This is a genomic window from Curtobacterium sp. KBS0715 (genome assembly GCF_005938005.2).
GTDB classification, from domain to species: domain Bacteria; phylum Actinomycetota; class Actinomycetes; order Actinomycetales; family Microbacteriaceae; genus Curtobacterium; species Curtobacterium flaccumfaciens.
In genome coordinates, this window is sequence record NZ_VCCA02000001.1 from 1,954,130 (window position 1) to 1,979,388 (window position 25,259).

General features: G+C 69.1%; 15 protein-coding genes and 2 rRNA genes. 11 read left to right on the forward strand and 6 right to left on the reverse strand.

Annotation, left to right across the window (positions count from 1 at the left end):
- The first annotated feature begins 397 nt into the window (after positions 1-397).
- From FFG40_RS09415 to FFG40_RS09435, 5 genes are all read left to right on the forward strand, one after another.
- Positions 398-3,525, forward strand: a 23S ribosomal RNA gene (locus FFG40_RS09415).
- 156 nt (positions 3,526-3,681) lie between these two features.
- Positions 3,682-3,798, forward strand: a 5S ribosomal RNA gene (gene rrf / locus FFG40_RS09420).
- Between the two features lie 127 nt (positions 3,799-3,925).
- On the forward strand, positions 3,926-5,056 hold the full coding sequence (locus FFG40_RS09425) for an ROK family transcriptional regulator (protein WP_138802996.1): 1,131 nt from the start codon (positions 3,926-3,928) through the stop codon (positions 5,054-5,056).
- A gap of 105 nt (positions 5,057-5,161) precedes the next feature.
- On the forward strand, positions 5,162-7,177 hold the full coding sequence (locus FFG40_RS09430) for a beta-galactosidase (protein WP_138802997.1): 2,016 nt from the start codon (positions 5,162-5,164) through the stop codon (positions 7,175-7,177).
- A complete protein-coding gene (locus FFG40_RS09435) occupies positions 7,174-9,345 on the forward strand; it encodes an alpha-galactosidase (RefSeq protein WP_260678844.1) in 2,172 nt (723 codons plus the stop codon). The genes FFG40_RS09430 and FFG40_RS09435 overlap by 4 nt, the downstream gene beginning before the upstream one ends.
- A gap of 100 nt (positions 9,346-9,445) precedes the next feature.
- On the opposite strand, the gene FFG40_RS09440 is transcribed toward FFG40_RS09435, so the two are convergent.
- Positions 9,446-11,980 carry a glycoside hydrolase family 2 protein gene (locus FFG40_RS09440; RefSeq protein WP_138802998.1) on the reverse strand — a complete coding sequence of 845 codons (2,535 nt, stop codon included), beginning with the start codon at positions 11,978-11,980 and terminating at the stop codon, positions 9,446-9,448.
- A gap of 116 nt (positions 11,981-12,096) precedes the next feature.
- On the opposite strand from FFG40_RS09440, the gene FFG40_RS09445 reads away from it, so the two are divergent.
- The 6 genes from FFG40_RS09445 to FFG40_RS09470 are packed head-to-tail and all read left to right on the forward strand — an operon-like array spanning position 12,097 to position 19,830.
- Entirely contained in the window at positions 12,097-13,782 is a 1,686-nt protein-coding gene (locus tag FFG40_RS09445; RefSeq protein WP_138802999.1) for an ABC transporter substrate-binding protein, read from the forward strand.
- Between the two features lie 34 nt (positions 13,783-13,816).
- On the forward strand, positions 13,817-14,806 hold the full coding sequence (locus FFG40_RS09450; RefSeq protein ID WP_071247140.1) for an ABC transporter permease: 990 nt from the start codon (positions 13,817-13,819) through the stop codon (positions 14,804-14,806).
- Between the two features lie 14 nt (positions 14,807-14,820).
- Entirely contained in the window at positions 14,821-15,861 is a 1,041-nt protein-coding gene (locus FFG40_RS09455) for an ABC transporter permease (protein ID WP_111023919.1), read from the forward strand.
- Positions 15,858-16,814 (forward strand): ABC transporter ATP-binding protein, encoded by a 957-nt coding sequence (locus FFG40_RS09460; protein WP_138803000.1) that lies wholly within the window; start codon positions 15,858-15,860, stop codon positions 16,812-16,814. The genes FFG40_RS09455 and FFG40_RS09460 overlap by 4 nt, the downstream gene beginning before the upstream one ends.
- Entirely contained in the window at positions 16,811-17,704 is an 894-nt protein-coding gene (locus FFG40_RS09465) for an ABC transporter ATP-binding protein (protein WP_111023915.1), read from the forward strand. Before FFG40_RS09460 ends, FFG40_RS09465 begins: the two co-directional genes overlap by 4 nt.
- Positions 17,701-19,830, forward strand: a complete 2,130-nt coding sequence (locus tag FFG40_RS09470; protein WP_138803001.1) for a glycoside hydrolase family 36 protein — start codon at positions 17,701-17,703, stop codon at positions 19,828-19,830. Before FFG40_RS09465 ends, FFG40_RS09470 begins: the two co-directional genes overlap by 4 nt.
- A 205-nt stretch (positions 19,831-20,035) precedes the next feature.
- On the opposite strand, the gene FFG40_RS09475 is transcribed toward FFG40_RS09470, so the two are convergent.
- The 5 genes from FFG40_RS09475 to FFG40_RS09495 form a co-directional block, all read right to left on the reverse strand.
- The gene (locus tag FFG40_RS09475; RefSeq protein ID WP_138803002.1) at positions 20,036-21,640 is read right to left on the reverse strand and encodes an MFS transporter; all 1,605 of its coding nucleotides are present in this window, start codon (positions 21,638-21,640) and stop codon (positions 20,036-20,038) included.
- A gap of 79 nt (positions 21,641-21,719) precedes the next feature.
- Positions 21,720-22,352: a response regulator transcription factor gene (locus FFG40_RS09480; RefSeq protein ID WP_138803003.1), complete on the reverse strand. Its 633-nt coding sequence runs from the start codon at positions 22,350-22,352 to the stop codon at positions 21,720-21,722.
- The gene (locus FFG40_RS09485; RefSeq protein WP_138803004.1) at positions 22,349-23,551 is read right to left on the reverse strand and encodes a sensor histidine kinase; all 1,203 of its coding nucleotides are present in this window, start codon (positions 23,549-23,551) and stop codon (positions 22,349-22,351) included. The genes FFG40_RS09480 and FFG40_RS09485 overlap by 4 nt, the downstream gene beginning before the upstream one ends.
- A gap of 29 nt (positions 23,552-23,580) precedes the next feature.
- Positions 23,581-24,378, reverse strand: coding sequence for an ABC transporter permease (locus tag FFG40_RS09490; RefSeq protein WP_138803005.1), 798 nt, complete (start codon positions 24,376-24,378; stop codon positions 23,581-23,583).
- A complete protein-coding gene (locus FFG40_RS09495; protein ID WP_185974151.1) occupies positions 24,375-25,214 on the reverse strand; it encodes an ABC transporter ATP-binding protein in 840 nt (279 codons plus the stop codon). Before FFG40_RS09495 ends, FFG40_RS09490 begins: the two co-directional genes overlap by 4 nt.
- Positions 25,215-25,259: the final 45 nt, after the last annotated feature.

Sequence of the window (25,259 nt, forward strand, 5' to 3'; positions counted from 1 at the left end):
TTATCGGGGCACGCATGGTCCAGGCGCCTGATTCGGACCGAACGTGTCCGACGGGTAGCTCATGGGTGGAACATTGACAGTGCAGTTGGGAGTGATGCTTCCGACCTCAGTACGCTCTGCTTGCAGGGTTGGGACGGGTCGGGGTGGAGCTGCTGGCTGGTGCACGTTGTTGGGTCCTGAGGGACCAGGCTTCCTGTCGTCACGTGAGTGGTGGTGGGGGTTGGGCCTACGGGTCCTTCGTCGGGCCAGGGTGAACCTACTGTTGTGGTGGGGGAGTGCTGGTGCCGATCGTATGTTGAGAACTACACAGTGGACGCGAGCATCTTTGATTCGCGTCATCCATGATCAGCCTTCGGGTTGTTGATTGGTGACGTTGGATCGCAATTTTAATCTTTGTGGTCAAGTTTCTAAGAGCAAACGGTGGATGCCTTGGCATCTGGAGCCGATGAAGGACGTAGAAATCTGCGATAAGCCTCGGGGAGCTGATAATCGAGCCTCGATCCGAGGATTTCCGAATGGGGAAACCCCGCCAGGCGTTTTGCGACCTGGTGACTCCCGCCTGAATATATAGGGCGGGTAGAGGGAACGTGGGGAAGTGAAACATCTCAGTACCCACAGGAAGAGAAAACAACATGTGATTCCGTGAGTAGTGGCGAGCGAAAGCGGATGAGGCTAAACCGATCATGTGTGATAGCCGGCGGGCGTTGCATGGTCGGGGTTGTGGGACACGTCACTCAGTTCTGCCGGACTGGGACGGTTACAGCGCATCATAGTCGAACCGGTTTGAAAGCCGGGCCGTAGTGGGTGCCAGCCCCGTAGACGAAATGGTGTTATGGCCGGATGTGTATCCCAAGTAGCACGGGGCCCGAGAAATCCCGTGTGAATCTGTCAGGACCACCTGATAAGCCTAAATACTCCCAGATGACCGATAGCGGACAAGTACCGTGAGGGAAAGGTGAAAAGTACCCCGGGAGGGGAGTGAAATAGTACCTGAAACCGTTTGCTTACAAACCGTCGGAGCCTCCTTAGTAGGGGTGACGGCGTGCCTTTTGAAGAATGAGCCTGCGAGTTAGTGATATGTGGCGAGGTTAACCCGTGAGGGGCAGCCGTAGCGAAAGCGAGTCTGAATAGGGCGTTTGAGTCGCATGTTCTAGACCCGAAGCGAAGTGATCTATCCATGGCCAGGTTGAAGCGACGGTAAGACGTCGTGGAGGACCGAACCCACTTCAGTTGAAAATGGAGGGGATGAGCTGTGGATAGGGGTGAAAGGCCAATCAAACTTCGTGATAGCTGGTTCTCTCCGAAATGCATTTAGGTGCAGCGTTGCGTGTTTCTCGCCGGAGGTAGAGCTACTGGATGGCCGATGGGCCTCAACAGGTTACTGACGTCAGCCAAACTCCGAATGCCGGTGAGTGAGAGCGCAGCAGTGAGACGGTGGGGGATAAGCTTCATCGTCGAGAGGGAAACAACCCAGACTACCAACTAAGGTCCCTAAGCGTGTGCTAAGTGGGAAAGGATGTGGAGTTGCACAGACAACCAGGAGGTTGGCTTAGAAGCAGCCACCCTTGAAAGAGTGCGTAATAGCTCACTGGTCAAGTGATTCCGCGCCGACAATGTAACGGGGCTCAAGCACACCACCGAAGTTGTAGATTTCGCACTATAGACAAGCCTTCGTGGTTCAGTCGTGCGGAGTGGTAGGAGAGCGTCGTGTGGCGAGTGAAGCGGCGGAGTGATCCAGCCGTGGACGCTACACGAGTGAGAATGCAGGCATGAGTAGCGAAAGACGGGTGAGAAACCCGTCCTCCGAAAGACCAAGGGTTCCAGGGCCAGGTTAATCCGCCCTGGGTAAGTCGGGACCTAAGGCGAGGCCGACAGGCGTAGTCGATGGACAACGGGTTGATATTCCCGTACCGGCGAACAACCGCCCAAGCTAATCCAGTGGTGCTAAGAGTCCTAACCCGGTACAACCGGATCCCTTCGGGGTGATGGTGGCCGGTCTAACGCTCGACCCCATGCTGGTGCGGTTAGCGTATGAACAGGTGTGACGCAGGAAGGTAGCTGAGCCAGGCGATGGTATCCGTAAGGTGAACCTGGTGTAAGGATGTAGGGCTGACGATAGGCAAATCCGTCGTCTGTGTGCCTGAGATCCGACGCGTACCCGTAAGGGGAAATCAGTGATCCTATGCTGCCGAGAAAAGCATCGACGCGAGGTTGCAGCCGCCCGTACCCGAAACCGACTCAGGTGGTCAGGTAGAGAATACCAAGGAGATCGAGAGAATCGTGGTTAAGGAACTCGGCAAAATGCCCCCGTAACTTCGGGAGAAGGGGGGCCGGACACGTGACCGGATTTACTCCGTGAGCGTTGAAGGCCGCAGAGACCAGTGGGAAGCGACTGTTTACTAAAAACACAGGTCCGTGCGAAGTCGCAAGACGATGTATACGGACTGACGCCTGCCCGGTGCTGGAAGGTTAAGAGGAAGGGTTAGCCTTTGGGCGAAGCTCTGAATTTAAGCCCCAGTAAACGGCGGTGGTAACTATAACCATCCTAAGGTAGCGAAATTCCTTGTCGGGTAAGTTCCGACCTGCACGAATGGCGTAACGACTTCCCAGCTGTCTCAACCGCGAACTCGGCGAAATTGCACTACGAGTAAAGATGCTCGTTACGCGCAGCAGGACGGAAAGACCCCGTGACCTTTACTACAGTTTGGTATTGGTGTTCGGAGTGGCTTGTGTAGGATAGGTGGGAGACTGTGAAGCGGGCACGCTAGTGTTCGTGGAGTCATTGTTGAAATACCACTCTGGTCACTTTGGATGTCTAACGTAGGACCCTGATCGGGTTCATGGACAGTGCCTGATGGGTAGTTTAACTGGGGCGGTTGCCTCCCAAAGAGTAACGGAGGCGCCCAAAGGTTCCCTCAACCTGGTTGGCAATCAGGTGGCGAGTGTAAGTGCACAAGGGAGCTTGACTGTGAGACTGACAGGTCGAGCAGGGACGAAAGTCGGGACTAGTGATCCGGCAGTGGCTTGTGGAAGCGCTGTCGCTCAACGGATAAAAGGTACCTCGGGGATAACAGGCTGATCTTGCCCAAGAGTCCATATCGACGGCATGGTTTGGCACCTCGATGTCGGCTCGTCGCATCCTGGGGCTGGAGTAGGTCCCAAGGGTTGGGCTGTTCGCCCATTAAAGCGGTACGCGAGCTGGGTTTAGAACGTCGTGAGACAGTTCGGTCCCTATCCGCTGCGCGCGTTGGAAATTTGAGAAGATCTATCCCTAGTACGAGAGGACCGGGATGGACGAACCTCTGGTGTGTCAGTTGTTCTGCCAAGGGCACCGCTGATTAGCTACGTTCGGACCGGATAACCGCTGAAAGCATCTAAGCGGGAAGCCGTCTTCGAGATGAGATTTCCATGCACCTTGAGTGTGAGAGGCTCCCAGCAGACTACTGGGTTGATAGGCCGGATGTGGAAGCGGGGACTAACGACCCGTGGAGCTGACCGGTACTAATAAGCCGAAGACTTGATAACACACTGATTTCCGTGCACTTGTTGCACGGGCTCGCGTCCACTTTGTGGTTCCCGACAGACGATCGGGAATCGAAACTGAATACACCGCTCTGCCCTCTTCACCGGGGGCAGCAGTCGGGACAGCTTTGAGACCAAGTATGATCTGGTCGAGAGTGTTCCGGTGGTCATAGCGAGAGGGAAACGCCCGGTCACATTCCGAACCCGGAAGCTAAGCCTCTCAGCGCCGATGGTACTGCAAGGGGGACCTTGTGGGAGAGTAGGACGCCGCCGGACTTAACGTAGAAGAACCAGGGAACCCCTGACCATTCGTGGTCAGGGGTTTTCTGCGTTTGCGGCCCGTTCTGGGTCCTTGTCGACGGGGCCCGGTCAGGCCGTAGGATCAGCCGACGACGGAGGAACGATGACCGAAGCCTGGCCGGCCCTGCCCGACGGCTCCCGACTGGCGCTGCGGGAGATCCTCATCCACGGGGTGCTCTCCCGGGCCGAGATCGCTCGGTCACTCGGGCTCTCACGGGCGAGCCTCACGCGGGCGATGCGGATCCTCGTGGCACATCGGCTCGTGGTCGAGGTCGGCACTGATGTGCGTGGTGCCACCGGCCGCCCGTCGGAGCTCCTGCAGGTGAGCAGCGGGCAGTGGGAGTTCCTCGGCATCAAGCTCACGAAGGACCGCCTGTACGCCGCGGTCACGGACCTGGGTGGACGGGTCCTGGCCCTGCACGAAGAAGGCATCGACGACACCGCTGCCGAGTCGCTCGCGGAGCAGATCACGGCGGTGCTCGGCCGACTCCGTGCTGCGCATCCGGCCATCTGCGCGATCGGCGTCTCGCTGCCCGGCGACGTCATGGTCCGCGCGGGGGAGTCCGTCGTCGCAGCGTCGGTGTTCCTCGGGTGGCACGAGGTCCCGTTCGCCCGGATGCTCGAGGAGCGGACGGGGATCGCCACGTTCACGGCGAACGACGTCCACGCGCTCACGGCGAAGGAGCACTGGTTCGGTGCCGGCGCCGGTCGTGGGTCGATGGTGCTCGTGACGGTGGGTGAGGGGCTGGGCCTCGGGCTCATCGCGAACGGGCAGGTCTCCACCGGTGAGCACGGGCGACTGGGGCGCATCGGGCACCTGCCCGTCCTCGGGGGCGGTCCGGACTGTGGCCTCGGTCACGCCGGGTGTGCCTCGAGCTACCTGCCCAGCCCGGTCATCGTGCGGAACGCCGGCCACGAGGGGAAGACCTACGACCAGGTGGTCGAGCTCGCCCGGGACGGCGACGAGGCAGCCCTCGCGGCGTTCGAGGACGCCGGCCGCGCCCTCGGGGTCCTGCTCGCCACCGCGGTGCACATCGCCGACCCCGCAGCGATCGTGCTGACGGGCGACGGGCTGCCCGTGTACGACCTGGCGCGGGCGACCGTCGACGAGTCGATGCGGGCCGCACTGGCGCCGTACACCGAGCCGGTCACGGTGGAGGTACAGCCGTTCGAGTTCTCGGAGTGGGCACGCGCCGGGGCGGTCCTCGCCATCCGTCGGCTGCTGGGGGAGTGAGCGGTCGAGGGATCAGGCCGAGGTCTCGACGCGTTAGTTACACACGTTGACAAACGCGGACGCAGACGGGAGGCTTGAGCGGTCCACACCATCGAAGGAGATGCCGTGACCGCTGCCCCCACCGTTCCGTGGCCGTCCGACGGCCTGTCGTTCGGCGGCGACTACAGCCCCGAACAGTGGCCCCGGGAGACCTGGCTCGAGGACGTCCGACTGATGCGCGAGGCCGGGGTGAACCTGGTCACCGTCGGGGTGTTCTCGTGGGCGCTGCTCGAGCGGTCGCCGGGGGACTTCACGTGGGAGTGGCTCGACGACGTGCTCGCGCTGCTGCACGAGCACGGCATCGCGGTGGACCTCGCGACGCCGACCGCTGCACCACCGAACTGGCTGCTGACCGCGCACCCGGAGATCCTGCCCGTGGACGCCACGGAGCGGCGGGAACGACCGGGTGGGCGACTCGGGTGGTGCCCGGCCTCCGAGCTGTTCCGGGAACACGCGCTCCGCATGGTCGACGCGCTGGCCGAGCGGTACGGCCGGCACCCGGCGGTGCGGCTCTGGCACGTGAGCAACGAGCTCGGCGGCGGCAACGGCCGGTGCTACTGCGAGGAGTCGGCAGCGGACTTCCGGCACTGGCTCGTCGCGAAGTACGGCGACGTCGAGGCCGCGAACGACGCGTGGGGCACGGCGTTCTGGGGGCACACCTACACGTCGTTCGACGAGGTCTCGCCGCCGCGCGGTGTGGGCGGGGCACCGAACCCCGGGCTCGCGCTGGACTTCGAGCGGTACTCGTCCGATGCCCTGCTCCGCCAGTACGACGCCGAGAAGGCCGTCATCGAGCAGCACTCGGACGTGCCGGTGACGACGAACTTCATGGTGGGCGCCGGGTCGCAGGTCGTCGACTACGCCGGGTGGGCGAAGCACGTGGCGATCGTCGCGAACGACCACTACACGCTCGTCGACGACGCCCGCCGCGAGCAGGACCTCGCGCTGGCCGGTGACCGGATGCGCGGGATGTCGGCTGACCGCCGTCCCTGGCTGCTCATGGAGCACTCGACGGGCGGCCCGAGCTGGCAGCAGCGCAACCGCGCCAAGGAACCCGCGGAGCTCGTCCGGAACGCCCTGGCGCACGTCGCGCACGGGTCCGACGGGGCGCTGTTCTTCCAGTGGCGGGCCTCCACCGCGGGTGCGGAGCAGTTCCACTCGGCGATGCTCCCGCACGCCGGCACCCGCACACGCATCTGGCGCGAGGTACTCGCCCTCGGCCGGGCGCTGCAGGACCTCGCACCCGTGCAGGGCACCCGAGTCGAGCCTGCCCGGGTCGCGATCGTCGTGGACGAGGCCTCCGGGTGGGCCGTGCAGTCGGGGCTCAAGCCGCACCGGGGCCTGCGCTACGGCCGGGAGCTCCGCGCCTGGCACCGCGCGTTCCACGACCGGCAGGTGCTGACGGACGTGGTCCCCACCGACGCCGACCTGGACGGCTACGACGTGGTCGTCGTGCCGACGATGCTCATCGTCCACGACGCGACCGCCGCGCGGTTGTCCGCCGTGGTGGACCGCGGCGCCACCCTGATCGTCACGTACCTGTCCGGCGTCGCCGACGAGACCGCGCGCATCCGCACCGGGGGCTACCCGGGAGCGTTCCGCCAGGTGCTCGGCGCCTGGAGCGAGGAGTTCACCCCGCTGCAGCGCGACGAACGCTGGACGCTCGACGACGGCGAGGTCGTCACCGACTGGGCCGAAGCGGTCGTGCTCGAGGACGCCGAGTCCGTGCTCCGGTACACCGACGGCCCGCTCGCGGGCCGGCCCGCCGTCACGCGCCGCGCCGTCGGCGGCGGCGCCTGGTACGTGTCCGCGATGCTCGCGGACGACAGCATCCAACGGCTCGTGGACGGGGTGATCGCGGAGCGGGGGATCCTGCGGACGGTCACCGGGCCTCCCGGCCTGGAGGCGGTGCGTCGCGTCGGCGACGACGGTTCCGCCTTCCTGTTCCTCGTCAACCACCGTGCTGACGACGTCACGGTCGCCGCGTCCGGGACGGACCTGCTCGACGGGTCCGGCCACGGGCCGGACACCGTCGTACCGGCCGGGCGCGTCCGTGTGCTGCGCGAGGAGCGGGTGTCGTGACCGTCGTGGAGCGCGAGCCGACAGCCGTCGGTGCAGGCGATCGACGGGTGCACGTGCTGCGATCGGCCGGGGTGTCGCTGGTGCTGGCCTCCGCGGCGGACGGGCTGCCCGAGGTGCTGCACTGGGGTCGGGACGTCGGGCCCGTCGCGCCGGACGACACGGCCGACCTGCTGCTCGCACTCGGCCGGCCGCTCGGACCGAGTGCGCTCGACGCGCGGTGGCCGCTCACGGTGCTGCCGACCGAGCGCGACGGGTGGGAGGGGCGACCGGGGATCGCCGGGCACGTGGACGGGATGCCGCTCGTGCCGCTGTGGCGTGACGTCGCCACGGCTGTCGTCTCCGTCGCGGACGAACAGCGGATCGTCGTGACCGCGGAGTCGGACTCGGTGGCGCTCCGGAGCGAGTTCGCGCTCGACACCGCCGGGGTGCTGCGGGTGCGGCACACGGTGACGAACACGCACGCCGGACCCGTGCACGTGCAGGCGCTCGAGGCGACGCTGCCGGTGGCGGAGCGGATCACCGAGGTGCTCGACCTGGGCGGACGGTGGACCCGTGAGCGCACACCGCAGCGCCGGGCAGCGACCGCCGGGAGCCACGCGCGCGAGAGCCGTCGCGGGCGGACCGGCCACGACTCGCCGACGTTGCTCGTGCTCGGGACGCCCGGGTTCTCGGATGCCGAGGGCGAGCTGTGGGCGGTGCACCTGGCCTGGAGCGCCGACTCCGTGTACCGGTACGACCAGCTCGCCGAGGCGCGACCGCTGCTCGGTGCCGGCGAACTGCTGCGCGCCGGCGAGGTCGTGCTCGGCGAGGGGGAGTCGTTCACCGCCCCCGACGCCGTGTTCGTGTGGAGCGACACCGGGATCGACGGGCTGTCCGACCGCCTGCACGACTCGTTGCGCAGCCGTCCGGGGCACCCGCGACGACCCCGACCCGTGGTGCTGAACACGTGGGAGGCCGTCTACTACCGGCAGGAGCTCGAGCCCCTGGTGGCACTGGCGGAGACGGCGGCGGACATCGGCGTCGAGCGGTTCGTGCTCGACGACGGGTGGTTCCTCGGCCGGCGGTCGGACTCGACCTCGCTCGGGGACTGGCGCGTCGACCCGACGGTGTGGCCGGACGGGCTGGCACCGCTCGTCGACCGGGTGCGTGCGCTCGGCATGGAGTTCGGCCTGTGGTTCGAGCCCGAGATGGTCAGCCCGGTGTCCGAGCTGGCGGAGGCCCACCCCGAGTGGATGCTGCAGCGCCCTGAGGACGACGTCCGCACGTGGCGGAACCAGTACGTGCTCGACATGGCGAACCCGCTGGCCCGGCTCCACGTGCTGGAGAGCATGTCCCGCGTGATCGGTGCGCACCACGTCGACTTCGTGAAGTGGGACCAGAACCGGGACATCGTGCACGCGGTGCACGCGGGTCGCGCCGGCATCGACGCGCACACCCGCGGCGTGTACGCGTTGATGGACGAGCTGCGTGCGCGGCACCCGTGGCTCGAGATCGAGGCGTGCGCGAGCGGCGGTGCCCGGATCGACCTCGGCGTGCTCGAGCGGACCGACCGGGTGTGGCCGTCGGACTCGAACGACGCCTTCGAGCGACTGCCGATCCAGCGCTGGACCGAGGCGCTGCTGCCACTGGAGCTGATCGGCTCCCACGTCGGGCCGGAGATCTCGCACACGACGGGACGGCACCTCGACCTGGACTTCCGGATGGCGGTGTCGCTGTTCGGCTCGGCCGGCATCGAGACCGACATCACGAAGCTGTCACCCGAGGAGCTCGACCGGCTCCGGGCCTGGACGGCGCTGTACCGACGGGAGCGCGGGCTGCTGCACTCCGGGCTGCTGCGGCACCTGGACCTCGGGGACCCGGGGACGGTGGCGACGTCGGTCGTGGCCACCGACCGTTCGCGGGCGCTGGTGCGGGTGGCGCGGACGGAGACGGGGCCGAGGTCGTTGCCGGTGCCGCTCCGGGTGCGCGGACTCGACCGGTCGCGGCGATACCGGCTCGCCCCGGTGGCCGGGCTCGCCGTGCCGCACGGGCTCGACATGGTGCCGCCGGAGTGGCTCGTGCGCGGGCACCTGGAACTGACCGGCGCCGTGTTCGAGGACGTCGGCGCACGGCTCCCGCTGCTCGCCCCCGCGACCGCGATCGTGCTGGAGCTCCGCGCGCTCGACTGAGCACGTTCGACCGACGGTTCCGGTTCGCGAACCCGGGGGATCGTGAACCGGAACCGTCAGCGGCGCGAGGGAACGTCGCCGTCCCCCGAGGGCACCCCGGTCAGGGCAGGAGCGAACCCGCGTGGCGGAGGACGAGCGGGTGGACGAGCTCCTGTGCAGCGATGCCCGGCGCACCCGTCACCGTGAAGGTCACCGACTCGCCGGGGAGCAGGGACACCAACCCGTCGTCGACGCGGGCGGCCGCATCCACGCGATCGGGGAACAGCGAGACGTCGCGCGCGTACGCCGTCGCCGTCGCGGTGACCGTCGCGCCGTCGTCCGTCGCCGACACGACCGTCGACAGGGGCGAGGGCTCGAGCGCCTGGTCGACGACCTCGGCGAAGTCGTGCACCGTGCGGGTGCCGGCGCCCGTGACGACGAGGACCTCGGAACCGGGGTCGCCCGGTACCGCGAGCGACGTCGGCAGCTGCACCCGGGCGGCATCGGCGGGGTCGGCCGCGAGCGTGAACGACGACGACTCGAGCACGGTGCCGTCGAAGGCGACGCGGGAGACCGTGACCTCGTCGGTGACCGACGCCCCGGACGCGTTGACGAGGACGACGTCGAGCCCACCCTGGCCACCGGACGACGGCTGCACGGTGAGCAGCACGGGCTGGTAGGCCTGCCGGACGGCGTACCAGACGGGCTTCCGGATGCCGGCGTGGTCGACCAAGGCCCAGGACACCACGGGCCAGTCGTCGTTGAGCTGCCAGACGACCATGCCGGTGTTGTCGGGCGTGCGGGAGCGGAACCACTCCATGCCGAAGCGGATCGCGTGCGCCTGGTTGAGCTGCGCGGCGAAGTGCCAGTCCTCGATGCTCTTCGGCGACGGCAGGTGCCCGCGCATGCCGTCGGCGAGCTTCCGGTTGCCCTGGTCGGCCTTCTGGTGCACGAGCATCTCGTGGCCGTCCGGGTCGAGGGGCTCGTCGTGCACCACCGCGGTCAGGGTCGACCACGCCGGCGGGCCCTGGAACCCGAACTCGGCCACGAACCGCGGCTCCCAGTCGGCGTAGGCGCGGTAGTCGAGCCGGTTCCAGACGTCCCAGATGTGCACGCTGCCGTTCCGCTGGTCGTTCGGCGTCAGGTACTCGTCGAACGAGAACGGACTGCCCGGCGTGTACGGCCGGGTCGGGTCCAGCTCGGCGACGACCGACGGCAGCAGGGAACGGTAGTAGCCGTTGCCCCAGGTCCGGCCGACGAGCGACGGCCGCCAGCCCCACTCGGCGTAGGCGACGAGGTTCTCGTTGTTGCCGTTCCACACCACGAGTGACGGGTGCGGGCTGAGGCGGGTGACGGCCTCGCGGACCTCGGGCTCGACCTCGTCGGCGAGCCAGGGCTCCTCGGCGTAGGCGGCACAGGCGAACAGGAAGTCCTGCCACACCAGGACGCCGAGCTCGTCGCACCGGTCGTACAGGTCGTCGGACTCGTAGATGCCGCCGCCCCAGATGCGGAGCAGGTTCATGTTCGCGTCGATCGCGTCCTGGATCCGGTCCGCGTACCGCTCGGGTGTCATCTCGGTCAGGTAGGCGTGGTCGGGGATCCAGTTCGCCCCGCGCACCATGACCGGACGGCCGTTGACGCGGAGCAGGAACGGTGCCCCGCCTGCGTCGGCAGCGGTGTCGAGCGTGACGGTGCGGAAGCCCACGCGGCCGGTCCAGACGTCGTCGCCGACCTCGACCCGGACGTCGTACAGCGGCTGGTCGCCCTCGCCGCGGGGCCACCAGACGGCGACGTCGGGGACCTCGAGGCGGACGGTCGCGGCGCCGTCGAGGACGGGGCGCGCGCCGACCACCCGGCCGGCGGTGTCGGAACCCGGGTGCCCTGCGGACGCGGGGTGCGGGGCCAGGGTGATCCGGGCCTCCAGGCCGCTGCCAGCGGAACCGTCCGCGGACGCGACGGGCGCGCTGCCGATCGCCTGCGAGAAGGAGCCGGTGGAACCGGCGTGCTCGACGTCGACGTGGGCCGTCAGCACCCCGGTGGTGCCGTCGAGGTCGACGAGCGGGCGGACGGCCGCGATGCGGACGCCGCTCCAGGACTCGATGCCGATCGACTTCCAGATGCCGCTGGTGGCGACGTCGACGCCCCAGTCCCACCCGAAGTTCGACGCGTTCTTGCGGAGCGCGTTGTAGGGGTGGTGGTTGACGTGGGGCAGCTCGCCGCCGTGCAGTGCGGACAGACGCTCGGCTGCGGGGACGGGCGCGTCGAACGTGACGACGAGCTCGTTCGTGCCCGGTCGGAGCAGGTGCCCGACGGCAAACCGGTACGAGCGGTGCTGGTTGGCGGTGGTCGCGACGACGATGCCGTTGAGCTCGATCGTGGCGAGGGTGTCGAGGCCCTCGGCGACGAGATCGTGGCGGGTCTCGTCCGGCGCGGTCCAGTCGAACGTGCGGCGGTAGCGCCAGACGGTGTTGCCGATCCACTGGGTGGCGGCCTCGCCGTCGCCGTCGAACGGGTCGGGGATCCGGCCGGCCCGCAGCAGGTCGGTGTGCACGCAGCCGGGGACCTGCGCCTCGACCGGTTCGCGGTGCTCCGCCGACTGCTCGGGCCCGGTCACCGCCTCGAGGGTCCACGTGCCGTCCAGGGTGGTCCGCTCCATTGCGTCTCCTCATCGTTACGGGGCCGTGACCCGACCCCTTGACCGCCTTAGTTTACGCGTGTAACAATCACGCTCACAACGTGGACCCTGCGACGACGCAGACCGAGAGGACAACGATGTTCAACCCAACCCGTTCACGGCTCGCCATCGGCGGCGCCGTTCTCCTCGCAGCCGGCCTCGCGCTCAGCGGCTGCAGCTCCAGCGGCACCGCCAGCACGAACGACGCCGCTGCCTCGACCCTGGTGGCGTACACCGGCCAGTCCGGCGACTACCAGATCAACTTCAACCCGTGGTCACCGTCCAACATCGGCGGCGTCGGCACGATCTACGAGTCGCTCTTCTTCATCACCAACGTCAACACGAAGGACCCGAAGCCGCTGCTCGGCAAGTCCTACGAGTGGAACGACGACGGCACGCAGCTCACCATCACGCTGCGCGACGGGGCCACCTGGAGCGACGGCGAACCCTTCACCTCGAAGGACGTCGTGTTCACGCTCGACATGCTCAAGAAGCAGAAGGCCCTGAACTCGATCGGCTACGACGGCACCGCGAAGGCCGACGGCGACGACAAGGTGGTCGTCTCGTTCGACAAGCCGTCGTTCGTGCTCGGCCCGAACCTGCTCGGCAAGACCTGGATCGTGCCCGAGCACCTGTGGAAGGACATCGACCCGACCACCGACGTCGTGCGCGAGCCCGTCGGTACCGGCCCGTACACGCTCGGCACCTTCAAGGCGCAGGCGTTCACCCTCGAGGCGAACAAGAAGTACTGGGACGGCGCCCCGGCCGTGAAGACCATCCGCTACCTGTCGCTCTCCGGCAACACCGCCGGTGCCGACGCACTGAAGCAGGGGTCGATCGACTGGCAGACCGGCCCGGTGCCGAACATGGACGACATCCCCGCCAACTACAACGGCTACGACGGCATCACCGTCGGCCAGAACCAGATGGCCCTGCTGACCTGCTCGAACACCGACCTGGGGTGCGCCGGCCCGCAGACCGACCCGGCCGTCCGCCACGCGATCGCCGACGCCATCAACCGCAAGCAGCTCAACTCGCTGGCGTTCGAGAACACCGCGAGCGAGATCTCGCCGACCTTCGCGCTCACCACGACGCAGAAGGACACCATCTCGAAGGACATCGAGCCGGCCGTGATGCCGGAGACCGCCGACACCGACGCGGCCGCCTCGACCCTCGAGGACGCCGGGTGGAAGAAGGGCTCCGACGGCATCTACGCCAAGGACGGCAAGAAGCTGTCCCTGACGGTCGAGGTCGTCACCGGGTGGACCGACTACATCACCGCGATCGACACGATGACGCAGCAGCTCAAGGCCGCGGGTATCGAGCTCAAGGCGCAGCAGTCGTCGTGGAACGAGTGGACCGACAAGAAGACCAAGGGCAACTTCGAGCTCGCGATCGACTCGCTCGGCCAGGGCCCGACGGCGAACCCGTACTACCTGTACAACAACTACTTCACGACGGCCAACACCGCGAAGGTCGGTGCAGCGGCCCCGATGAACATCTCGCGGTACAGCAACCCCGACGTCGACAAGGCCATCGCGAAGCTCGCCACGATCAACCCCGAGGACACCGCGGCGACCCAGCCCGAGCTCGACACGATCCAGGAGCACATCGTCGAGGACCTGCCCTACATCCCCGTGATGACCGGCGGTACGACGAGCGAGTTCCACGCGGCGAAGTTCACCGGCTGGCCGACGAAGGACGACCTGTACGCGTTCCCGGCGGTCTGGGCGAGCCCGGACAACGCCGAGATCTTCAAGGCGCTCAAGCCGGCGAAGGGCTGACACCGATGGGATCGCGACCGAGGGGCACTCGACGATGACCTACTTCCTGCGCAAGATCGGCTTCTACGTCGTCGCACTGTGGGCGGCCCTGACGCTGAACTTCATCATCCCCAGGCTCCTGCCCGGCAACCCGGTGGACATCCTGCTCGCCAAGCTCCAGCAGCGCGGCGGGCAGGTGACCCCGGCGACCCGGGAGGCGTACGAGCTGCTCCTCGGTGGCGATTCCTCGGAGCCGCTCATCTCCCAGTACGGCCACTACCTGGTCAACGTGTTCCGCGGTGACCTCGGCGTGTCCGTCAGCTACTTCCCGGCACCCGTCACCGAGGTGATCGGTAGTTCGCTGCCGTGGACCATCGCCCTGGTCGGCATCGCCACCATCGTGGCCGCGATCATCGGCGTCGGCCTCGGGGCCTTCGTCGGGTGGCGGCCCGGCACCTGGCTCGACTCGTTCGTGCCGGCCACCACCCTGCTCGCCGCGGTGCCGTACTTCTGGCTCGCGCTGATCCTGGTGTACTTCTTCGCCACCGGACTCCACCTGTTCCCGGCACAGGGCGGCTACGACGTCATCCTGACGCCCGGGTTCAACTGGGACTTCATCGTCTCGGCGGTGCAGTACGGGGTGCTGCCGGCGGTGACGATCGTGCTCGCGTCACTCGGCGGCTGGCTGCTCGGCATGCGCAACATGATGGTGTCGACGCTGTCCGAGGACTACATCACCACCGCGCAGGCGAAGGGCCTGTCCGACGGCAAGATCCTGCGGAACTACGCCGCCCGGAACGCCGTGCTGCCGTCCGTCGCCGGGTTCGCGATCTCCCTCGGGTTCATCGTGTCCGGTTCCGTCGTCACCGAGCAGGTGTTCTCGTACCCGGGCATCGGGTCGAAGCTGCTGTCCGCCGTGACGAACAACGACTACGCGCTCATGCAGGGCATCTTCCTGTTCATCACCCTGGCGGTCCTCGGCGCGAACCTCGTCGTCGACCTGCTGTACGGACTGATCGACCCGCGCACGCGGGCCCGGAGCTAGGGGAGGAGACGACCATGACCAACATCCAGCAGGAGACCGAGCCCACCATCGGCGCGCTGACCGAGGAGGCCGACAGCACCACGTCGATCGCCACCCGGCGCGCGTCGAAGGGCGGCATCCGCAGGTTCTTGCCCACCCTCACCCCGTGGCTCGTCACGGGCATCGCGCTCGTCGCCGGCGTCACGCTGTTCGGGGTGATCGGACCGCTGCTCGTCGGCGACCCGACCACCATCCGCGACACCGGGCTGCAGGGACCGAGCGGCTCGAACGTCCTCGGCACCACCCAGACCGGTCAGGACGTCCTGGCCCAGCTCGCCTTCGCCACCCGGGGCAGCCTGCAGATCGGGCTCATCGTCGGCGTCCTCGCCACGGTGCTGTCCGCGTTCTTCGGGATCCTCGGCGCCTACCTGGGCGGGATCATGGACGAGGCGTTCTCGCTGTTCTCGAACGTGTTCCTCGTCATCCCCGGCCTGCCGCTCGTCATCGTCATCTCCGGCCTGGTGCCGCGTGAGGCCCGCGGGCTCTGGACCATCGCGGTCGTCCTGGCGATCACGTCGTGGGCCGGGTCCGCGCGCGTGCTGCGGGCGCAGACGATGTCGATCCGCAACCGCGACTACGTGTCCGCCGCCCGGGTCGCCGGCGAACGGCCCTGGCGGGTCATCGCCGTCGAGATCCTGCCGAACCTGCTGCCGGTGCTCGCGTCGCAGTTCGTGTTCGCGGTGATCGCCGCGATCCTCGGGGAGGCGGGGCTGTCGTTCCTCGGGCTCGGGGCGTCGAACTCGTCGACGCTCGGCACCATGCTCTTCTACGCCCAGAACGGCTTCGCGCTGGCGAACGGCGCCTGGTGGTGGTTCGTGCCGCCGGGCCTGCTCATCGCCCTGCTCGGCATGGGCCTGTCCCTGGTGAACTTCTCGATCGACGAGGTCATCAACCCGCGACTCGCGAACGTGCGTGCCCAGCGACGGCGCGACCGTCGTGCGAAGCGAGCGGCCCGCTCGGGAGGCCCGGCCCGCGTCGCCACCGCCGGTCACGACACGAAGGGGGTCGCCCGATGAGCGCCACCGACACCGCACGACCGGTCACCTCCGACGTCACGGGCCACGGCCGTCGGCCGGCCGTGCTGACCATCGACCACCTCGACGTCGTCTACGAGACCGAGCACCCCGTGCACGCCGTCAAGGACGTCTCGCTCACCCTGGCGCCCGGCGAGATCCTCGGGCTCGCGGGGGAGTCGGGCTGCGGCAAGACGACCCTGGCGTACGCCATCACCCGGCTGCACCGGCCGCCGGCGAAGGTCACGTCGGGCAGCATCACGTTCCACGACCGCGACGGCACCGACGTCGACCTGCTCGGCCTGCCGCACGAGCAGCTCCGGGCCGTGCGGTGGTCGAAGCTGTCGATGGTGTTCCAGGGGGCGATGAACGCGCTCAACCCGGTCACCACGATCCGCGCCCAGCTCGACGACGCCCTGGTCGAACACCGGAAGGGCCTGCCACGCAAGGAACGTCGGGCAATCGCCGAGGACGCCCTGCGCCGCGTCGGCGTCGACCCGTCCCGCATCACCGCGTACCCGCACGAGCTGTCGGGCGGCATGCGGCAGCGCGTGATGATCGCGATGGCGATGCTGCTCGAACCGCAGATCATGATCATGGACGAGCCGACCACCGCGCTCGACGTCGTGGTGCAGCGGGAGATCCTGCGCGAGATCGTCCGACTGCGGGACGAGCTCGGGTTCGCCGTCGTGTTCATCACCCACGACCTGCCGCTGCTGCTCGAGATCAGCGACCGGATCGCGATCATGCTCCGCGGCGAGGTCGTCGAGTGCGACCGTGCCAGCGTGATCCAGCACGACCCGCAGCACCCGTACACGCGGAAGCTGCTGCAGTCGTTCCCGAGCCTGTCCGGAGCCCGCGGCGCGTTCATCCGCACCGGGGTCGAGGACGGCGCCGAACCCGAGACCGACACCCGGGCCGTCGTGGTCCAGGCAGCACAGGAGACGGACCGATGACCAGTGTGACCGTCAGCCACCTCGGCAAGGACTTCCACACCCGCAAGGGCCTGAAGCGCACCACCCTGCGGGCCGTCGACGACGTGTCGTTCGACCTGCTGCCCGGCCGGACCGTCGCGCTGGTGGGGGAGTCCGGCTCGGGCAAGTCCACCATCGCGCGGATGCTCGCCAAGCTCGAGACCAGGACGCGCGGCTCGATCGACGTGCGGCTCGAGGACGGCACCCCCGTCGAGGGCAGCATGTACCGGCGGCACGTGCAGATGGTGTTCCAGGACCCGTTCGCCTCGCTCAACCCGTTCCACTCGATCGAGCACCACATCGCCCGGCCGCTGCAGCTGCACCACCGGGCCCGCGGCGCCGACGAGACCGCCGACAAGGTGCGGGAACTGCTCGGCCGGGTGAACCTCGACGAGGACTTCGCGTCGCGGCGGCCGCACGAGCTCTCCGGCGGACAGCGGCAGCGCGTCGCCATCGCCCGCGCACTCGCTCCGGGCGCCCAGGTGCTCATCGCCGATGAACCCGTGTCGATGCTCGACGTCTCGATCCGCCTGAGCGTGCTCAACCTGCTCGGCCGGCTGCAGCGCGAGGACGAACTCGCCGTGCTCTACATCACGCACGACCTGGCGACCGCGCGGCACTTCTCCGACGAGATCCTGGTGCTCTACCGAGGCCGGGTCGTCGAGCGGGGTCCGTCGGACGCGGTCATCCTCGACCCGCACCACGACTACACCCGGCTGCTCGCCGAGGCCGCCCCCGACCCGGAGCGCACCGAGCGACGGATCACCGCGGGGCCGCCGCTCGACCGGACGAAGATCGACAACACCACCTGCTACGACCACACGGTCGGGGACTGGGTGTCGAGCGAGCCCGCACCGGTCGGGGCGCGATGAGCGACGGGTTGACGTTCGTCGACTGGGTCACCGACGGGTTCGCCGCACGGTTCCGGATCGGTGCGGACCAGCCCGCGGCGCTCGTGTCGTTCGTGCCGGCTGGCGGAGCGCTCGCCGGCGGCACGCTCGCCGACGGGCCGGACGACCCGCAGCCACTCGTCGAGCTGACGACGATCGGGCACGGGCGGTTCCCGGGCGGGTTCCGGCACGTGGACTCCACCATCGGGGCGCGACTGCGCCCCGTGTCGCACCACGCGCACGACGACGGGACCGACCTGTGGTTCCGGATCGTGCAGGTGGACGCGGCCACGGGCCTCCAGGCCGAGTCGGTGTTCCGGGCGCGCGCCGGCGTACCGGCGTTCCAGACGTGGACCGAGGTGTCGGCCGAGCACGGCGAGCACGTCGTCGACTCCGTGTCGTCGTTCGCGACCGGGGCGTTCCTGACCGACTCGGGCGCCAGCGTCGACGAGCTCGCCCTCGTGCACGCCGACAACGACTGGGCAGCGGAGAGCCGGTGGCGGACCGATCCGCTGCGTGACATCGGGCTTGCTCGCATCGACCGGGAGGCCCAGCACCACCCGCCCCGCAGCCGCGCCGTCGTGCAGAACCGCGGCTCGTGGTCGACCGGTGAGGCGCTGCCGATCGGGGTGCTGCGGGCGGAGGACGCTGTGTCGCTTCCGTACGCGCTCGTCTGGCAGGTCGAGCACAACGGGCCGTGGCTGTACGAGCTCGGGGAGACCCGGCGGCACGCGTACGTGCTGCTGAGCGGTCCCACCGACCAGGAACACCAGTGGACCGCCGTCGTCACGCCGGAGCAGCCGTTCACCTCGGTGCCGGTGTCCGTCGGGATCGCCGGGTCGGTCGACGACGCCTTCGGGGTGCTCACCCGGCAGCGTCGGGCGTTCCGGCACGTGCGGGAGGCCGACCGTGCCCTGCCCCTGGTGTTCAACGACTACATGAACACGCTCATGGGCGACCCGACCACCGAGAAGCTCCTGCCGCTCATCGACGCGGCCGCCGACGCCGGAGCGGACCTGTTCTGCATCGACGCCGGCTGGTACGCCGAGGGGCACTGGTGGGACACCGTCGGAGCGTGGGAGGAAGCGGCGTCGCGGTTCCCGACGGGGCTCGAGGCCGTCATCGACCACATCCGTGCGCGCGGCATGCAGGCCGGCCTCTGGCTCGAACCCGAGGTCATCGGCATCCACTCGCCGCTGGCCTCGACCCTGCCGTCGTCCGCCTTCGTCGAGCACCACGGGGTCCGGGTCGCGGAGCACGGGCGGCACCTGCTCGACCTGCGCTCGCCGGAGGCCCGCGCACACCTCGACGCGGTGGTCGACCGGCTCGTCGGGGAGCTCGGGGTGACGTTCTTCAAGATGGACAACAACACCATGACGGGGCCGTTCGCCGGGATGCTCGACCACCAGCGTGCGCTGCTCGACTGGCTCGACGCGGTGCAGGAGCGGTACTCGGCACTGCTCATCGAGAACTGCGCCTCGGGAGCGATGCGCGCCGACTGGGCCGTGTTGTCCCGCCTGCACATGCAGTCGACGTCGGACCAGCAGGACCCGGTGTCGTCCGCCACGATCGCCGCCGCTGCTCCCGCCGCGATGCTGCCCGAGCAGGCGGGGAACTGGGCCTACCCGGCGCCGACGATGGACCCGGAGCTGTTCACGCTGTCGCTCGTGAACGGGGTGCTCGGGAGGATGTACCTGTCCGGGTACCTCAACGAGATGACGTCGTCGCAGCGCGCGGTGGTCGGTGACGCCATCGCGGCACACCGGCAAGTCCTCGACGTCGTCGAGGCGTCGGTCCCGGTCTGGCCCCTCGGGCTGCCCGCCTGGGAGGACCCGTGGGTCGCACTCGGCCTGCACGCCGCCTCGGGCGACCTGTACCTATCGGTGTGGTCGCTGCCCGGTGCGTCGGCGTCGGCGTCGGTGTCGTTGCCGCTGCCGGCGTTCGCCGGGCAGGCGGTGGTCGTCGAGCCGCTGTTCCCGACGGCACTCGGGTCGTGGTCCGTGGCGTGGGACGCCGCTTCGGGCTCGCTCGAGGTCGCGAACGGCGGGTCGACCCCCACGGCGCGGGTGCTCCGCGTCCGGTCGCAGGAGGCGGACGCGGAGGCCTGAGCGGGCGCGCGTCGCGATGGCAGGGCGCGCGCTTGAGCGGACGGGAGGCACGGTGCGGGCAGGCACCGTGCCTCCCGTTTCGTCGGTGGTCGCGTCCACGGCGCGGGGGACGCTGGTTCGTGTCCGCGCGGTGACGGTTCTGGTTCAGGATCCTCGGGGATCGTGAACCAGAACCGTCAGGAGCGCTGCAGAACGGGGTCTCCGGTCACGCCTGGTCCTCGTCGTCGGGGTGTCGCGGAGCGCGGAGGCGCAGGGTGGCGCCGAGGCCGATGACCAGGAAGCCGGCGGCTGAGAACGCGGCGGCGCGGGTGCCGTCGGAGAACGCGTCGGCGGCGTCGGCACGGGTGGCCCCGTCGAGGCCGGAGATGGCTCCGCCGGAGGACTGCACCACGGCGTCGGCGATCTTCGTCGCGGTGGCGGCCGGGGTGCCCGCGTCCTGCAGGCGGTGCTCCAGGATGCTGCCGGTCGAGGTGAACAGGACGGTGCCGAGGACGGCGATGCCGAGCGCCGAGCCGATCTGGCGCGCGGTGCTCTGGGCCCCGGACGCCTCACCGCTGCGTTCGACCGGGACGTCCTGCAGCACGACACCGGTGAGCTGGGCCGTCGCGAGCCCGACGCCGAACCCGTAGACGAACAGGCACGGCACGATCGCCCACCACGGCGTCGACGACGTCACGACGAACCCGATCGCGGCGACCCCGACGATCTCGGCGCCGATGCCCATCCGGACGATCGGCAGTGCTCCGACGCGCTGCCCGACCGTGGCGGCGAACCCACTCGCGACGAACGACCCGATCGCCAGTGCGAGCAGCACGAAGCCGGTCTGCAGGGCGGAGTACCCGAGCACGTTCTGCAGCCAGAGCGGCAGCGACAGGATGATGCCGAACTCGCCGAGCGACACGATGAGCGCGGCGACGGAACCGTTCCGGAACGAGCCGATGCGGAACAGGTCGAGTGCGATCAGTGTCGAGCGTCCGGCTCGCTGACGGCGCAGGGAACGGACCACGAAGGCGGCTCCGGCAGCGACCGCGATCACGAACGCGACCGGGATCGGGGAGACCGGGCCGTCCCACGACCACGAGCCGATGGTGAGCGGCGTCGACGACGGGGTCCACCAGCCGTAGGTGCGGCCCTCGATGAGCCCGAACACCAGGGCGGCACTCGCGACCACGGACAGCAGCGCTCCGACGAGGTCGATGCGGCCGGTGTGCCGGGCATCCCGAGACTCACGCACGGCGACGGCGAGCCCGACGAGGATGACCGCGACGATCGGGACGTTGATCCCGAAGGCCCACCGCCACGAGAAGTCCGTCGTCAGCCAGCCGCCGAGCAGCGGGCCGACCGCGACCATGCCGCCGATCGTCGAGCCCCACACGGCGAAGGCGATGCCACGCTCCCGGCCGGTGAACGTCGCGTTGAGGATCGAGAGCGTGGTGGGCAGGACCATCGCGCCGCCGATGCCCTGCAGCACGCGGGACACGACGAGGAGCTCACCGGTCGGCGAGAGCGCGGCGAGCACCGACGCCACCGCGAACACGATGACGCCGGTGGTGAGCAGGCGTCGGCGGCCGAACCGGTCGGCCACGGAACCGAAGACGAGCAGCAGGGCGGCGAACACGAGCGTGTAGCTCTCCTGCACCCACTGCACCAGGGTCGAGCCGATGTCGAGGTCGGCGACGATGCTCGGGATCGCGACGTTGACGATCGTGGAGTCGACGATGATGAGCGCCACGGCGAGGCTGATCACGACCAGGCCGAGCCAACGACGACGGTCCGGCGTGGTGGGTGGTGCTGCGGCGGGAGCGCGCATTCCGGTGGTTCCTCTCAGATGATCAGCATGCTGACGACCTGACCGTACACCCGCTTCCGGTGGCGGGCGGACCGGGGACTCACGGCAGGAGCTGGAGCTCCATCGCGCGGGTCACCGCACGGGTGCGGTCGTTCACGCCGAGCTTCTCGAAGACGTGGCCGAGGTGGGTCTTCACCGTGGCCTCGCTGAGGAACAGCGCGCGGCCGATCGCCGGGTTGCTGTTGCCCTGGGCGACGAGGCGCAGGACGTCGAGTTCGCGCGGGGTCAGGGTCGGGCCGGCGGCGGCGGGGAGCGAGCCCGTCGCTCGGCGGACGAGCGCCGCGGCCGCGGAGGGCGCGAGCGCGGTCTCGCCCCGTGCGGTCGCCCGGACGCCGGCGAGGATCTCGGACTCGCGGGCGGCCTTGAGCAGGTAGCCGGTGGCGCCGGCCTCGATGGCGGCGAGGATCTGGTCGTCGGACTCGTACGTGGTCAGGATCAGGACGCGGACGCCGGGATCGGCGGCGAGGATCTCCGCCGTCGCCGCATCCCCGTCGAGCACGGGCATCCGGAGGTCCATGAGCACGACGTCGGGGCGTTCGGCCAGTGCCACCGTCACCGCCGCGCGGCCGTCGCTGGCCTGGCCGACGACCTCGACGTCGTCGGCGTCCTGCAGCAGGGCCACGATGCCCGACCGGACGATCGGGTGGTCGTCGGCGACCACGACGCGGATCACCGGGTCACCTCTGCGACGGGGTGACGATCGACGGCCGGGAGGCCCGGCTCGGCTCCGGTGGGCAGGCTCGCGTCGACGACGGTGCCGCCGCCAGGGCTGCTCGTGATCGTGCAGGTACCGCCGGAGAGCGCCAACCGTTCGTGGAGGCCCCGGAGACCGTGCCCGGCCGTCGGGAAGCCGGTGTCGAAGCCGACGCCGTCGTCGGTCACACGGACGCCGACCCGTTCGGGCGCGTGCTGCAGGACGATGCGGACGGAGCCGGCGTCGGCGTGGGCACGGATGTTCGCGAGGGACTCCTGGACGACCCGGAGCAGCACGACCTGCGCATCGCGGTCGAGCGGGCCGTCGGTCGCGTCCACGGCGACGGGCGTGCCGGTCTCGCGGGTGTACCGCTCGGCCAGGCGGTGCAGGGCCGCGGCCAGGCTGCCGCTCGTGGCACCGGCGACCCCGGCGGCGATGAGGGCGCGGGAGTCCTCGAGCGCCGCTCGTGCCGACTCCTCGAGGACCGCCAGCCGTTCGTCGAGCGCGGCACCGCGGTCGTTCGCCAGGTCCTTGCGGGCACGTTCGGTGAGCATGACGATGCCGGCGAGGTTCTGCGCGACGGTGTCGTGGATCTCGCGGGCCAGGCGCTCCCGTTCGCTCGCGACGCCCGCGCTGCGGTGGGCATCGGCGAGGGACTGCTGGGTGGCGCGGAGTTCGTCGAGGAGCTGGCGGCGCTCCTCGGACAGGCCGGCGACGCTCGAGATCCACACGCCCATCGCGCAGGCACCGATCACGCTGATGCCCTCGATGAGCAGGGTGCTGACGAGGGCGTCCGGGCCGCCGGAGACCTGCAGGCCGATGCCGCTCGCGACGCCGACCGCGACCGAGAGCAGGACGGCGGTGCGGACCCGTTCGGACTGCACCCAGACGAGCGGGAACGCGATGCACTGCACGAACGCGGTGCTCGGCACGACGGCGGGCAACACCAGGGCGGCGACGAGGACCAGCGGCAGGAAGGCCGCGGCGGCACGGGGGCTGTCGTAGCCGCGGTGGCCGAACACGGCGTAGGCGACGACGAGCACCACGACCGCGGTGAACGCCGGCCAGCGGATCGACCACGGCGACCACCCGAACACGGTGATCACCGCGGTGAGGAGCATCGTGCCCGCGAAGAAGACGTGCAACCACCGGTTGCGCATCCACGTCTCGCCGCTCATGTGCCCAGCATCCCACCAGCGGGGCGCCATCAGGCGTCCTTGCGGTTCCACCGGAACGTCAGCAGGCAGGCCACCGTGCCCAGGACCAGCCACGCTGCCAACACGAGGGCTCCGAGGCCGAGGTGCCACGCGCCTCCCGGCTCACCCGACTCGAACGCGCCGGGCAGGAAGACGGACCGCATGCCGGACGCCATCCAGCGCAGGGGGAAGACGGAGGCGACGTCCTGCAACCAGGTGGGGAGCTGCGTGAAGGGCAGGTAGACGCCGGAGATGAACTGCAGCACCAGCACGATCGGGACGATGGTGGCGGTGGCGCGCCGGCCCTCGCGGGGGAGCGCCGAGACCGCGATGCCGAGGACGCAGCTGGTGGCGATGCCGAGGACCATCACCCCGGCGAAGACACCCCAGTTGCTCGCCTCGGTCGGCAGGTCGACGCCGAACACCAGGCTCGCGATCGCCAGCAGCAGGGCGGTCTGCACGAGCGTGGTGACGAGGACCATGCCGATCTTGCCGACGAAGTACGACAGGACGGGCAGCGGTGTGCCGCCGAGGCGCTTCAACGTGCCGTCGCTGCGCTCGCCGGCGATGTCGACGCCGAGCGACTGCGTGCCGGAGAGCAGGATGCCCGTCGCCACCAGGCCGGGCAGGTAGTAGGTGGCGTAGTCGACGCTGACGTCAGGACCGGCCTGGATGTCGGCGGCGCCGGAGAACGCCACCGAGAACAGCGCCAGCATGATGATCGGGAACAGGAAGGTGAAGAAGACCGCGTCGGGAGCGCGGAAGTAGGTGCGGATCTCGTACGAGATGCGGCTGGTCGCTGTCTTCACTTCTGTCCCACCATGTCGAGGTAGACGTCCTCGAGGGACGGACGGATGACTTCGAGGTCGTGCATGGGTGCGGTGCTGCTGCGGATGAGCGCCGTCGGGTCGGTCGTGCGCTCGTCGTGGTGTCCGCCGTCGTCGTCACGCCAGCGGACCCGGGGCGTGCGGGCCTCGGCGCCGCCGATCTCGTCGATGGGTGCGAGGTCGAGGAGCTTCCCGTCGGCGATGACCGCGGCACGGTCGGCGAGCTGGGCGGCTTCGTCGAGGTAGTGCGTGGTGAGCAGGATCGTCGTGCCCTCGTGCTGCACCTGGCGCAGGAGGTCCCAGAACTGCCGGCGGGCCTCGGGGTCGAAGCCCGTGGTCGGTTCGTCGAGGAACAGGACCTCGGGGCGGCCGATGATGCCGAGGGCGACGTCGACGCGGCGGCGCTGGCCACCCGACAGGCGGCTGATGCGGGTGTTGCGCTGCGTCTCGAGCCCCGTCGCGGTGAGGAGCTCCTCGACGCTGCGGTGCTTCGGGTAGAGCGTCGCGAAGTGGTTGAGCTGCTCGGCGACGGTGACGTTCGGGGACTCCGCGCTGGTTTGCAGGACGATACCGATGCGTGCGTTGTGGCTGCGGCTCGTCCGGGCGGGGTCGTGGCCGAGGACGCGGACCTCGCCGTCGGTGCGGGAGCGGTACCCCTCGAGGATCTCGACCGTCGTGGACTTGCCGGCACCGTTCGGGCCGAGCAGAGCGAAGGTCTCGCCCCGGTCGATCGTGAAGGAGACGTCGTCCACGGCACGTTTGCCGGTGGCGTACTGCTTGCCGAGGTGCTGGACCTCGATGGCGGGGGACTCGGGCATGGGTCCAGCTTCGCCGCCGGGGCGCTGCGGGGGATCGACCGGGGC